13 protein-coding genes and 1 pseudogene are annotated in these 13,569 nt (G+C 40.1%); 5 read left to right on the top strand and 9 right to left on the bottom strand.

Going from position 1 to position 13,569, the window contains the following annotated elements; all coding sequences use genetic code 11:
- Nucleotides 1–215 (top strand): annotated as a pseudogene (locus tag EZ444_RS27435) (hypothetical protein); the annotation flags it as partial.
- A gap of 138 nt (nt 216–353) precedes the next feature.
- On the opposite strand, the gene EZ444_RS16590 reads toward EZ444_RS27435, so the two are convergent.
- The gene (locus EZ444_RS16590; RefSeq protein WP_131610264.1) at nt 354–926 is read right to left on the bottom strand and encodes a YceI family protein; all 573 of its coding nucleotides are present in this window, start codon (nt 924–926) and stop codon (nt 354–356) included.
- A 146-nt stretch (nt 927–1,072) separates the two neighbouring features.
- On the opposite strand from EZ444_RS16590, the gene EZ444_RS16585 reads away from it, so the two are divergent.
- Genes EZ444_RS16585 through EZ444_RS16570 form a run of 4 tightly spaced genes read left to right on the top strand, consistent with a single transcriptional unit; the run spans nt 1,073 to nt 4,801 of the window.
- On the top strand, nt 1,073–1,795 hold the full coding sequence (locus EZ444_RS16585; RefSeq protein WP_131610263.1) for a peptidylprolyl isomerase: 723 nt from the start codon (nt 1,073–1,075) through the stop codon (nt 1,793–1,795).
- 17 nt (nt 1,796–1,812) lie between these two features.
- Entirely contained in the window at nt 1,813–2,583 is a 771-nt protein-coding gene (locus EZ444_RS16580; protein WP_131610262.1) for an exodeoxyribonuclease III, read from the top strand.
- 2 nt (nt 2,584–2,585) lie between these two features.
- A complete protein-coding gene (gene hutI / locus EZ444_RS16575; protein WP_131610261.1) occupies nt 2,586–3,830 on the top strand; it encodes an imidazolonepropionase in 1,245 nt (414 codons plus the stop codon).
- Nucleotides 3,830–4,801 (top strand): formimidoylglutamase, encoded by a 972-nt coding sequence (locus tag EZ444_RS16570; protein WP_131610260.1) that lies wholly within the window; start codon nt 3,830–3,832, stop codon nt 4,799–4,801. Before hutI ends, EZ444_RS16570 begins: the two co-directional genes overlap by 1 nt.
- A 57-nt stretch (nt 4,802–4,858) precedes the next feature.
- Here the strand turns inward: EZ444_RS16570 and EZ444_RS16565 are convergent, their stop codons facing one another.
- The 8 genes from EZ444_RS16565 to EZ444_RS16530 form a co-directional block, all read right to left on the bottom strand.
- The gene (locus EZ444_RS16565; RefSeq protein WP_131610259.1) at nt 4,859–6,649 is read right to left on the bottom strand and encodes an OmpA family protein; all 1,791 of its coding nucleotides are present in this window, start codon (nt 6,647–6,649) and stop codon (nt 4,859–4,861) included.
- 69 nt (nt 6,650–6,718) lie between these two features.
- Entirely contained in the window at nt 6,719–7,279 is a 561-nt protein-coding gene (locus tag EZ444_RS16560) for a 5-formyltetrahydrofolate cyclo-ligase (RefSeq protein ID WP_131610258.1), read from the bottom strand.
- Between the two features lie 312 nt (nt 7,280–7,591).
- Nucleotides 7,592–8,152, bottom strand: coding sequence for an elongation factor P (gene efp / locus EZ444_RS16555; RefSeq protein ID WP_131610257.1), 561 nt, complete (start codon nt 8,150–8,152; stop codon nt 7,592–7,594).
- Nucleotides 8,153–8,309: 157 nt separating this feature from the next.
- A complete protein-coding gene (locus EZ444_RS16550; protein ID WP_131610256.1) occupies nt 8,310–8,924 on the bottom strand; it encodes an ABC transporter ATP-binding protein in 615 nt (204 codons plus the stop codon).
- 11 nt (nt 8,925–8,935) lie between these two features.
- Nucleotides 8,936–9,721: an acyl-ACP--UDP-N-acetylglucosamine O-acyltransferase gene (gene lpxA, locus EZ444_RS16545; protein ID WP_131610255.1), complete on the bottom strand. Its 786-nt coding sequence runs from the start codon at nt 9,719–9,721 to the stop codon at nt 8,936–8,938.
- Nucleotides 9,718–11,127, bottom strand: a complete 1,410-nt coding sequence (locus EZ444_RS16540; protein ID WP_131610254.1) for a bifunctional UDP-3-O-[3-hydroxymyristoyl] N-acetylglucosamine deacetylase/3-hydroxyacyl-ACP dehydratase — start codon at nt 11,125–11,127, stop codon at nt 9,718–9,720. Before EZ444_RS16540 ends, lpxA begins: the two co-directional genes overlap by 4 nt.
- Nucleotides 11,117–12,202, bottom strand: a complete 1,086-nt coding sequence (gene lpxD / locus EZ444_RS16535; protein ID WP_131610253.1) for a UDP-3-O-(3-hydroxymyristoyl)glucosamine N-acyltransferase — start codon at nt 12,200–12,202, stop codon at nt 11,117–11,119. Before lpxD ends, EZ444_RS16540 begins: the two co-directional genes overlap by 11 nt.
- Before the next feature lie 119 nt (nt 12,203–12,321).
- On the bottom strand, nt 12,322–13,545 hold the full coding sequence (locus tag EZ444_RS16530; protein WP_131610252.1) for an HD domain-containing protein: 1,224 nt from the start codon (nt 13,543–13,545) through the stop codon (nt 12,322–12,324).
- Between the last annotated feature and the right edge of the window lie 24 nt (nt 13,546–13,569).

Below are 13,569 nucleotides of genomic sequence, written 5' to 3'. Positions count from 1 at the left end.
TATGGTGTGCGTTTATATCTGATTTACTGGTCAAACTGATTCAAGTGCAGCTTAAAAGAAAATGGTCTTTCTCGAACCTTAGTTCAATTATAAGACTACATCTGATGAGTTACATTAATCTTTTCACTTTTTTAAACGACCCAGATAAGTTACCTGTAGCACTTAAAACTAATCAGCTTAGCTTTGGGGGCTTTGAAATCAATTTTAAAATATAAAAGCGGCCTAATGATTTATTAAGCCGCTTTTTTTGTGTTTTATCATTTTCTCCGGACAACAGTGAAATAAATTCAGGATGACGAAGCGCATAAAGAATAGCATAAATCGATTAATGATCCAGCCTGTTATTGATTAGATTACTTAGCTTGAGTAAACTCAAGGTTTAAAGTAACTTTAATATCTTTAGCTACACCAGCACCAGTAGGATCGTATTTAATGTTATAATCCAAACGGTTAACCGTTGTAGTTGCAGTAAAACCTGCTTTAGTATTTCCTTGTTGATCTTTAGCTGTACCGCCATAAACAACAGCAAACACAACATCTTTAGTCACATCACGGATGGTTAATTTTCCAGCCAAAGTATAATTGTTTTCTTTACCTTTTTTTAATGAAGTGCTTTCAAAAGTCATTGTTGGATATTGAGCAGCATTAAAAAAATCATCGGTTTTAAGGTGATTATCTCTCATTTCAACACCGGTATTCACACTATTTACATCCACAGTAAAGTTGATTTTTGCATCGGTAAGATCCGCTTTCGCCGCAACGACCGAACCATCAAATTTCTTAAATGAACCATCTACAAATGAAATTCCCATGTGTTTAACCGAAAAGTTAACAAAAGAATGCATTGGATCTACTGTCCACTTCGTTTGCGCAAATGAGGCAACGCTGATGGAAACAGCAACCAGGAATAAAAATAATCTTTTCATAATCTTTAAATTAATAAGTTACAAAGCTATAACGAATATCCGCCCCAATTGTTGATCTATGATAAGAAAGACTATGCTTAACATTTTAATGCGCCCTATTGAATAAAGTAGATTTAACTTAACTTAGCCGGGTAATTAAACTGACAATGAAGAATTATATTACCCTAATACTTTGTGCGTGCTTTATTTCCGCCTTTTCAGCAAAGCCAAAACACCAATACGTTAAAATAAAAACAGACCTGGGCGAATGCATTATCCAGCTGTACAACGAAACTCCACAACACCGTGACAACTTCCTAAAATTAACCGAAAAAGGGACTTATAACGGAACTTTATTTCACCGGGTGATCAAAGATTTTATGATCCAAGGCGGTGATCCAGACTCAAAGACCGCCGTTAAAGGGGCCCTATTGGGTGAAGGAACCGTAGGCTACACCGTTCCTGCCGAATTTCGTGACAGTCTTTTTCATAAAAAAGGAGTGCTGGCCGCAGCAAGAGACGACAACCCGGAAAAAGCATCCAGCGGCAGTCAGTTTTACCTGGTACAAGGTAAAAAATTTACGGATGAACAATTGGACGCGCTAGAGAAAAACCGCCTGAAATTTAAACTTCCAGAATCGCAAAGAGCAATTTATAAAACACTGGGTGGCACCCCCCATTTAGATAAAAGCTATACCGTTTACGGAGAAATTGTAAAAGGCATTGAACTGGTAGATAAAATTGCAGTTATGGAGACCGACGGCAACAACAGGCCCATAACCGACGTAAAAATGACCATTACCGTTTTAAAACGTCGTGAAGCAAAAAAGCTAGAAAAAGAATTTGCTAAACAAGCTAAAGCATTAAAAAAAGCATCATTAACAGCATAAAAAACAAGCATACGATAATGAAAATTATATCCTATAACGTAAATGGCATCCGCTCTGCTACCACCAAAAACTTTATCGGCTGGTTGCAAGAGACTAACGCCGACATGGTTTGCCTGCAAGAAGTTAAAGCACTACCCTCACAAATACCAGAAATCCTTGGTTTAGTAGAACAATTGGGCTACCACCACTACTGGTTTCCTGCCGAAAAAAAGGGGTATAGCGGTGTTGCTATACTTACCAAAATAAAACCAAATCATGTTGAATATGGTTGTGGAGAAGAATGGATTGATAAAGAAGGGCGGATATTAAGAGCCGATTTCGACGGATTCTCGCTGATGAGCCTTTACATGCCTTCTGGATCTAGTGGTGATGAAAGACAAGTTAAAAAGTATGAATTTATGCGGTTCTTCGATACCTATATCGATGAATTGCGCAAAGAACACCCTCACATGATCATTTCTGGGGATTACAACATATGCCATACTGCGATAGATATCCATAACCCGAAATCAAACGCCAATTCTTCCGGCTTCTTGCCTGAAGAACGCGAGTGGATGGAATTATTTTTAACAAACGGCTTCATCGATACTTTCAGACATTTCAACAAAGATCCGCACCATTATACCTGGTGGAGTTTCAGAGCCGGTTCCAGAGGAAAGAACTTGGGTTGGCGGATCGATTACCACCTGGCTACACAACCAATGTTGGAGAAATTGAAAAATGTAACCATTCTGGCCGATGCCATTCACTCCGATCACTGTCCTGTTTTATTGGAATTAAACCCTTAATCATGTCAGACCTGCTCATTACCAATATCCGATCACTAGTTGGCTTACACCCAGAAAACACCCTCCTTTTAAGGGGTAGCCAGATGCAAAAGCTTCCCGGAATAGAAAATGCATGGCTTTTATGTGAAGGTGGAAAAATAAAAGACTTTGGCTCCATGGACCAGTTACCGGATCATTTGCCCAATTACATCGTTACACACGATGCCAATGGTGGTTTTGTTTTCCCTTCATGGTGCGATTCGCATACACATATCGTCTTTGCTGCTTCAAGGGAGGAAGAGTTTGTGATGAAAATTGATGGTAAAAGCTATGAAGATATTGCTGCAGCAGGTGGTGGCATCTTAAATTCGGCAAGGAAATTACAAGTAGCAACAGCTGACGATTTATATGATTCTGCAGCACAACGTCTAACCGACATGACCAGACAAGGCACCGGAGCAGTAGAAATAAAAAGTGGTTACGGACTTAGCACTGATAGCGAATTAAAAATGCTCAAGGTCATCCGCAGATTAAAAGAGAACTTCTCAATTCCCATTAAAGCCTCTTTTCTCGCGGCCCATGCCTATCCACCTGAATATAAAAATAACCATGAGGGCTATATCAAACTGATTATTGAAGAAATGCTCCCTAGAATCGCTGATGAAGGTTTAGCGGATTATATGGACACATTTTGCGAGCATGGCTTTTTCTCTGTGGACGACACAGATAGGTTGCTACAAGCTGCCGCAAAATATGGCTTAAAGCCTAAAATACACGCCAATCAATTGTCTGTATCTGGCGGTGTACAGGTTGGCGTAAAACATCAGGCCATTTCTGTAGACCATCTGGAAGCTACAGATGATGCCGCGATTGAAAGCTTGGCAGCAAGCAACACCATCGCAACGCTACTACCTTCCTGCTCATTCTACATTAATATCCCTTTTGCCAATGCCAGAGGGCTAATCAATGCAAACATTCCAGTTGCCGTAGCAACAGATTATAACCCTGGTTCTACTCCTTCCGGAAACATGAATCTAGTAGTTTCTTTAGCCTGTATTAAACTGCGGATGCGCCCGGAAGAAGCCATAAACGCAGCCACCATCAATGGAGCTGCTGCAATGGAACTCAGCGCAGAAGTTGGAAGTATTGCTAAAGGCAAAAAAGCCAACCTGTTTATAACCAGACCGATGTCTTCCCTTGCTTTTCTGCCTTATAGCTTTGGCCAATCGCAAATAGAAACCATCGTATTAAACGGCAAAATAAGCTAATGGACGGCCTTAAGTTATACAATGCTGCAGCAATCCTGGCCTTAACCAATCTACGTGAGGGAGAAGTTAAGTTGGGCCAGAAAGTTCAAACAGTAGCCACACTAGATGAAATTGCAAGCTCAAGCGCTCAATTTGTGCTGGTTGGGATCCCCGAAGATATTGGCGTACGTGCCAATTATGGCATTGGAGGTGCAGCCTCTACCTGGGAGCCAACCCTTAAAGCGCTCCTAAACATACAAAGCACCCCCTTTTTTAACGGCGAGGAGCTACTAGTTCTTGGCCATTTTGCTATTACAGAGCCCTCAGAAGAGGGCATCCCCCATCTTCAGCAGAAAGTAGCAGAGATCGACGACTTGGTCTACCCCATCATTCAAAAGATAGTTGCCGCAGGCAAAACGCCCATTGTTATCGGTGGTGGCCACAACAATGCCTACCCAATTATCAAAGGAGCATCATTAGGCTTTAAAGTCCCTATTGATGTCATCAATATAGATGCACATGCAGATTTAAGACCTGCAAGCGGGAGACATAGCGGCAACGGGTTCAGTTATGCGATAAAAGATGGCTTCTTAACCCGCTATGGTATATTTGGACTGCACCAAAACTACAACAACAACGCTATCCTTGAAACCATAGCCGCAAACCAACATATCTATCCAGTATTTTTTGATGATCTTCTAAAAAGCGATCAGCCCATCTTTTCCGCATGGAATAATCTTGTTAAAAAAACAGGAACTACAACAGGATTGGAACTTGATATGGATTGCATAGAAAATGTATTGTCCAGTGCAGTGACCCCTTCAGGCTTCAGTTTAAACGAAATCCGGAAGTTGATATTAACTTCAGCCAAAAAATACGCGTATTTACACATTTGCGAGGGCGCTGTTGCCTTAATTGACGGCAGACAGTCTAAAGCCATCCCGAAGACCCTAACGTATCTTATAAGCGATTTTATCAAGTCGCAAAAATAAAAGGAGGCCCGCATCATGACTTATGATACGGACCTCCTTTTTACTTTTATGTACATTTTAATACTTCAAAACCTTTATTTCGGTCCGTCTATTCGCCTGATGCTCCTCATCACTACATTCTACGCCATTTCCACAACGGTTCAGCAAACGGGTCTCCCCATAACCTTTAGCCACCATCCTGTTGCGATCTACACCTTTGCTTACCAAATAATTTACAGCGGCCTCCGCCCTATGTTGCGATAAACGCATGTTATAAGCATCCTTACCACGACTATCCGTATGAGATGATAGCTCGATTCTCAATGTAGGGTTTTGCGACATCACATTTAACAAATTGTCCAATATCCGCTCAGCATCTGGTCTGATATAAGACTTATCAAAGTCATAATGGATATTCTTAAGAACAAAGACAGCCCCTGCATCCAAATTATTAACCCCAAGTTTCAGCGTAACATATAACGTTTTACTTCTATCCAGCCCTTTTGTGGTCACGCCTTCAGTTTGCGAAAATTTCCCTGCTTGATTGGCCACAATATTGTAATCAGACTGTTGCTCCAACTGATAAACAAATTTAGCCTCGCCATCAGAAATCTGAGTCATGTTTTTACTGTTCGTTGCATTAGTCAGTACCGTACCAATACCCGGCAATTTAGAGTTATCATTAGCCCTAACCGTCTCTCCAATCAAGGTAAATCTAGGGTCATCGTGATAAATCTCTTTATAAATCACATTACCAGCATTGTTAAAATCAGCAATACTTATCGCCACGGGCTCTGCTGCAATGCCATTTTTCACAGCTGTGATCAGATAAGCACCCTTTTCTGCTTTTAAAACCCGTTCAGCCTGACCATCAGCATTGCTGATAGAGGTATTGTCAATGTTATTTTTGCTGATTTTAACGATAACACCACTTAAAGCCAAGCCCGTTTGTTTATCCTTAACTACAACCAAAATATCTTTAGGTGCAGCACTTACTGGCGGAGCTACCGTTTTAGTCGCTGGAGCTACCGGTGCAACTTTACGTTTAGCGCCAAATGTATATTTAATTCCAAAGCCAACATTTACGGCTTGTACATATGTATTTTGAATAGTAGGGGTTTCTTCATAGTAAGTATTTATATTGGTGATAGCATTATTGTTTACCGTAAGCACGTCCGAAGCTGTCAGTGCTTTTTTTACCGCGTATTTAGTGATATGAAACTCACTGGAGTCGCTGCCAAAGCTTTTGCCGAAGGTTCTCAAATAATCAGCCTGCGCAAACACGCCCCAATGCTCGTTAAGCGCATAAGATATCCGAAGACCGCCTAATCCCATCCAGGCCTTTGTAATGCGCTTAGGATTGCTAGTATACTGCGTATCGAATAAAGGAAGTGGCGGACCAGAGGCCTGGTTTACATAAACAGACTCTTTGTATTGGGGAAATCCTTGAAACAATACACCACCACGAAGAAAAGCTTCCAGATCTAGCTTACCAAAATTAGATTTATAAGTTGGACCAATACTAACTCCAATGTGTTGGAAAGAAGGGTGATTTACATAATCAGTAGCGATGTACCCATTATCAAAAAATACACTGTCAAATTTCCTGATATCATGGTTCAAAAACCGGGCATCAATACCAATCCCCCATTTATTCCCTTTAAAATATTGATCTATCGCAAGGCCTCCAAAATAACCGTTCTTAGCTCTTCCAATCTCATTTTTATATTTGCCCTGCGGCATACTAAGGCCTCCAAAGGCCGAAATCTGAAGTTTACCACTATTATTTATCGTCGCATCCGACTTCTTTTGTGCCCAGGTAACGCCGGTTAACAAAACCGCCAGTACCACTAATATTAACCTTTTCATAACGTTCTCCTTTAGTTTACAATCAAACTGTTTGTAGAGATATCAGCAAAAGTTAATATTTGTTACCCCCTAAAATGAATAAACTTTATTTGGGGTAATGCAAAGATTCAGGCATACATCATGTTCGTTCACATCGCTGATCTGCTCAACCGGGTCAAAAAAGCATAGCCCAATCTTTTTAGTTGCTATATTTTGCAAAAACCGATCATAAAAACCCTTACCATAACCTACGCGATAACCCCGTAAGTCAAAAGCCAACATAGGAATAAGCACAAGATCCACTTCCCCGGTATGTAACTCCCCCTGTGCAGGCTCTAAAATATTGTATAGATTCTTAACCAGACCATCCTTACCCTGATACACATAATTCGTTATCAATGCAGTATCAAAATCAGCCCTTGGAACTATGATCTTGATCTCCGGATAATTAACGCTCAACCAATCAATAAAAAGGAAAGTATTTGGTTCTTTCTTCTCCGTAATAGGCAGGAATACATGAATCGTACGAACCGATGAGAAGTCCAACAAAGAGAATTGCCTTAGCAATTGTAGACTATAATCTTCAATCTGGTCTTCAGAAAGCCATTTCCGCTGCATTGTTGCAACTTTTCTAATCTCTGCTTTTGTCATCAAAACAAATATAACTACAAGCCCTGAAATATACACAAAACCCCGAATCTATCTTTTTTTATGGCCCCAGTTTGGGCTCATAAAGAAAAATCAATATTGTGCTGAAGAGGCCTAGGAATTTTTTCGGCAGTTCTTACTGATTTTAGCCCTCAAGAATGCTTCCCAGTTTTGCCCTTCTTCTGGGCAAAAGGTTCCAGCCTCAGAAGCATAATTTGATTTTTCAACCCAAAAAAATCCCATAAAAAAAGATGGCTTCGGGAACCACTCCGAAGCCACAATCAACCTAAACCTAAAACTAAACTATGAAAATTCTTATTTTACTCTTTCAACATAGTCACCAGTACGTGTATCAATCTTAACTTTATCGCCCTGATTGATAAACATTGGGACTTTTATTTCTACTCCTGTCTCTAACGTCGCATATTTCAATGCATTTGTAGAAGTATCGCCTTTAACTGCAGGCTCCGAGTAGGTTATTTCTAATTCAACATGAGAAGGTGTCTGCGCCATAATTGGCTCTTCACTTTCAAATGCGATAATTACATTCATTCCTTCTTTCAAGAACCGAATACTCTTACCGAATAATGCTTTCGGTACGTTAAACTGTTCAAATGTAGTATTGTCCATTACTACTAGTGCTTCACCATCTTCATACAAAAACTGGTAATCGCTGGTTTCAACACGGCAAATCTCAACCTCTTCATCAACACGGAACCTATACTCAGCTGTTTTACCAGTCTTCACATTCCGCATCTTAGCTTGATAAAAAGCGCGTAAATTTCCGGGTGTACGATGTAAAAACTCCTCTACTTGTACCAGATCTCCGTTGAAACGAAGTATGTTCCCATTTTTTACTTCTGATGCTTTTGCCATTTTGTTTTGAAATTGTGCCTAAACTTTCGGCCTTTTTTCGTGCCGCAAAGGTAAAGACTATTTATCGATTCCACAATAGTAATTTAAAAATAATTTAATAAAAGCATTTTAAGTCTCAAATAGCCCGTTTTGGCCCGTTTTCAAATATAAATATTACTTATTTATAATCCGTCAACTCCACAAAATGGTTACAAAAGGAATACTCCGACTCTTGATTTGAGCCTATAATTAGCGTTCGGTTTACCGAAAATCGCTCAATTAACTGCAAGTACCAGCCCATTCCCTGCAGATCCAGGTTAGACGTGGGCTCGTCCAGTAAAAGAATTGGAGTATTGGAACAACAAGCCAGCACAAGCTTGGTGCGCTGTTTCATTCCCGAAGAGAAGTATTTTAAAGCCTTATCCTGCGATTTGGCAAGTCCGAGTAGATCTAACACCGATTCGGCGTTCATACCCTCGTAAAAGGCTTTAAATTTAAAATGGAAGTTAATGGTTTCCTGAAGTGTAAACTCTTCAATTAAATCGAGGTAAGGCGCAGCAAAGCTGATGGATTTATAAATCTCCTCTACGGGGATATCAACCCCCGATTTGTAACTTATAGTTCCTTCAGATGGAGATAAATTTCCTAGCAAGACACTCAACAAAGTAGATTTACCAGAACCGTTTGGTCCTAAGACTGCATATTTTTCTCCAGAAAGAAACGAATAATCTACATTCCTGAAAATCCACTCCTGGTTAAATCTTCTCCCAACGTTAGCTAAGTCGATTGTCATTCACCAGGATCCTAACTTCCCGAACCAAAGCCTTTCATCACGCCACGGTTAGAGTTTCTGATGAAATCTACAATCTCATCGCGGATCTCCGTAGGTGCAAATTCAGCTTCTATCATGTCCAGCGCTTTGGTTACGTTGTTGTGTTTCACAAACAAAACCCTGTAAATTTCCTGTATCTCGTTGATCTTTTCAGAAGAGAACCCTCTTCTTCTCAAACCAACGGAGTTGATTCCAGCGTACGACAAAGGCTCTCTAGCGGCCTTAACGTATGGAGGGACGTCTTTTCTAACCAATGAACCACCGGTTACAAAAGCATGCGAACCCACTTTTACAAACTGGTGGATTGCCACCAATCCTGCCAAAACCACGTAATTACCAATCGTAATGTGACCAGCAAGTGTCGTACTATTCGAAAATATGCAGTAATCTCCAACCTCGCAATCATGCGCAATGTGAGAATAAGCCTGAATCAAACAATTACTGCCAATAACAGTCTTCCATTTATCTTTAGTCCCCCTGTTAATGGTCACACACTCACGAATGGTTGTGTTATCGCCAATTTCCGCCGTAGTCACCTCTCCGGCAAACTTTAAATCTTGTGGAACACCGGAGATTACAGAGCCAGGAAATATCCTGCAGTTCTTGCCTATCCGTGCACCATCCATGATCACCACATTAGAGCCAATCCAGGTACCCTCACCGATCTCCACATCTTTATGAATGACAGCAAAGGGCTCAATAACCACATTATCGGCTATTTTCGCCTGAGGATGTATATATGCTAAGGGTTGTATCATGTAGTTTCGTTTTCTTTTACTTTTACGATTTGGGCCATCATTTCTGCTTCAACCACCACTTTTCCGCCTACCATTCCTACACCTTTCATTTGTGCGATGCCTCTTCTAATCGGCTCCATTAAATCACATCTGAAAACTATAGTATCGCCAGGCGAAACCTGTGCTCTAAATCGCACATTGTCAATTTTGAGGAACAAGGTAAGGTAATTTCTTGGATCAGGCACCGTACTCAGCACTAAAATTCCTCCAGTTTGAGCCATCGCTTCAATCTGAATCACACCCGGAAAAACAGGCGCTCCTGGAAAATGACCTTTAAAGAACTCCTCGTTCATGGTTACATTTTTCACACCAACAACATGAGTTTTACTCAATTCCAATATCTTGTCGATAAACAAAAATGGCTGACGGTGAGGCAATATGTCCATAATCTGAACAATATCGTATAGCGGTTTTACGGTCGTATCATAAACATGATGCACCTTTTTATTTTTTTCTTTTTTGATGGCTGCTTTGATTTTTTTAGCAAAAGCTACGTTAGCCGCGTGGCCAGGTCTTGCAGCCATAATATGGCCTTTCAAATGAACACCAACCAAGGCAAGATCACCAATCATGTCCAACAATTTATGTCTTGCCGGCTCATTTTGATGCCTCAATTCCATGTTATTTAAAATACCCTGCGGTGCAACTTCAATTGCATTCCGCTTAAATATTTTAGCCAGATGATCCAATTCTTCCTTAGTTACCTCTTTATCAACGATAACAATGGCATTATTCAAATCACCACCTTTAATGAGGTTGTTTTGCAATTGATATTCCAGTTCATGCAAAAAGCAGAAAGTCCTGCAGGAAGCAATTTCTTTCTTAAATTCAGCAATACTAGATATGCCAGCATGCTGACTACCCAGAACCGGTGAATTGTAATCGATCATACAAGTAAACCTATAGTCGTCTAAAGGCATTGCAACAATCTCAACTTTTCTATCAGGCTCTGTATAAGTAATGTTATGTGGAATTTGGAAATATTCTCTATCCACGCTTTGCAATTGAACACCAGCACTTTCTAAAGCATCTAAAAACTCGATTGCACTTCCATCCATAATTGGTGTTTCCGGGCCATCAAGCTTCATCAGCACGTTATCCAGGTCCATTCCAACCAAAGAGGCCATAACATGTTCTACCGTACTTACACTCGCTCCATTCTGAGTAATGGTTGTTCCTCTCGCTGTATCGGTAACATTATCACAATCTGCATCAACTATCGGACTTCCAGGCAGATCAATTCTTTGAAATTTAAACCCGTGATTTTCCGGTGCCGGACAAAATGTAAGTGTAACATTTGCTCCAGTATGCAAGCCTACACCGCTTACCGAAACTTCGTTTTTTATGGTCTTTTGTTTAACGTTCATTATTATTTGCTATTGTACTGTTTTGTTCGATGATCAAGGTAAGCTCCTTTATTTTTGCTTCAAGGCTAGCTATTCTTTTTTCAACGCTCGGCAACTGCTTAAAAATCACAGAAGCCCGCATCCAATCTCTTAATGGCTGAGCAGGGCTGCCATGCCATTGTTTATTTTCTTCAGTCGTATTAAAATTTATTCCTGCCTGAGCACCAATCTGGGTTCCTTTGGCTAAGGAAAGGTGTCCGGCAATACCTACCTGGCCGCCAATAACAGACTTCTCGCCCAATTTTGAACTGCCAGAAATTCCGGTTTGTGCTGCAACAACACTGTGTTCACCAACATCAACATTGTGCGCAATCTGGATCAAATTGTCCAACTTAACGCCTTTTCTGATGAAAGTAGAGCCCATTGTAGCCCTATCAATCGCTGTATTAGCCCCAATCTCTACATCATCTTCAATCACCACGTTGCCAATCTGCGCGATTTTAGTATACGTTCCATCTGCCTGCGGAGCAAAGCCAAATCCATCACTACCAACTACGGTATTAGAATGGATGATGATGTTATTTCCTAAAACAGAACGATTGTAAATCTTTACCCCCGGAGAAATAATGCAGTTTTTTCCGACAACACTATCCGCACCAATAAATACTTGGGGCGAAATTTTACTATTATCACCAATCTCCACATTCTCAGCTACATAAGAAAATGCACCAATAAATACATTTTTACCAATTTTTGCTGATGGATGGATAAAACTTGGCTGTTCGATGCCCGTTTGAGTATTGGCCTGATTAACCACCTCATTATATTTATCCAGTAAAACTGAGAAAGCGCTGTATGGATCAGCAACCCGAATTAAGGTGCTGCCTACCTTTTGTGAAGGCACAAAGTCTTTCCCAACAATTACCACTGACGCATTTGTCTGGTATAAATAGTTCTCGTACTTAGGGTTAGATAAAAAGCATAAAGAACCAGTCTTACCATTTTCTATTTTTGAAAGCTCGCTGACTTTTGCGTTTTCGTCGCCTTCAATGGTACCATCTATAAACTCACTTATCTGCTTGGCAGTAAATTGCATTTTACAAAGTTATATGTTAAATTGATATGAACAAATAAACCTCTTTAGGTAATTGACTGACGTCTTCAATCAACTACCTAAAAAACGGGATTAATTATTTAATATTTTGTTAAATTGTGCTAAATAATTCGCGGATAGCAAAGTATATGTTTCTTTACAGTCTTGTCTAAAGATTCTAAGTTAGATAAATCCGATGCTTTTGCAATATCAATGATGGTATTGTTTTTCAACAGAATATTAATATTGCCACTACCGGCGTTATAGGCCCTATTTCTAATTATATCCGTAAACACAAAATAACATACATCTGTTTCATTTACTTTTAAAAAAGCTGCCGTTCTTTCCCGCAAGTCATTCACCCTGTTTTTGTTAGGAACCTCATTACTGATCTCCACCTTATACAAATTTCTTTGGGTAAGCATGCCACAAAGCACCGACAAAACTCTATCCGGATGATCCGCCCAAACTTTTACCGAAGCAAAAATATCCTGATCATCCAATTTTGAAAACTGCGATAAATGCAAATCCGAAGTAAAGAATTCTGACTCCGTAATCTCATTTTTTAAAAAATGCTGTAGTGCTGGCGTTGCAAATAATACTTCGCCATTTCCTGCCAAATATTTTGCGCGCTCTAAAATCTTAACCAACAACATTTCTCCGGCAATCACCGTTTTATGCAGATATACCTGCCAGTACATTAACCTTCTGGCAATCAAAAACTTTTCGATTGAATAAATCCCCTTCTCCTCAATCACCAGTTGGTTATCCAGTACATTAAACATCTTAATGATCCTGTCAAAACTAATTACGCCCTCGCTTACCCCCGTAAAAAAGCTGTCACGATTCAAATAATCCATTCGGTCAAGATCAAGTTGACTAGAAACCAATTGGGGAAGAAAAGTTTTTGCGTAATCCCCTTTAAAGATATTGATTGCTAAAGTTAATCGCCCTTCAAATTCTACATTCAGTTTTTCCATCATCATCATAGAAATATCCTCATGCTTAATCCCATTCACTAAAGTATGCTCCAGCGCATGAGAAAAAGGCCCATGGCCAATGTCATGCAGCAAAATGGCAATTGTGGCAGCTTCTTCTTCCGCAGAAGTAATTTCATGCCCTTTCCCTCTCAACACTTCAATCGCCAAACTCATCAAGTGCATCGCGCCTATAGCATGATGAAACCTGGTATGTAAAGCCCCTGGATACACAAGGTGTGTCATTCCCAGCTGCTTAATATACCTGAGCCTTTGAAAATACGGATGAGCGATCAGGTCGAATATGATTTCAGAAGGGATATTTATGAAGCCATATACCGGATCATTTATGATTTTCTTTTTGTTCAATCTCTAAAAATAAATTATGCGGTA

The sequence above is a fragment of the Pedobacter hiemivivus genome, assembly GCF_004331685.1.
In the GTDB taxonomy this organism is placed as follows: Bacteria; Bacteroidota; Bacteroidia; order Sphingobacteriales; family Sphingobacteriaceae; genus Pedobacter; species Pedobacter hiemivivus.
This window is presented reverse-complemented; position numbering and strand designations above follow the sequence as displayed.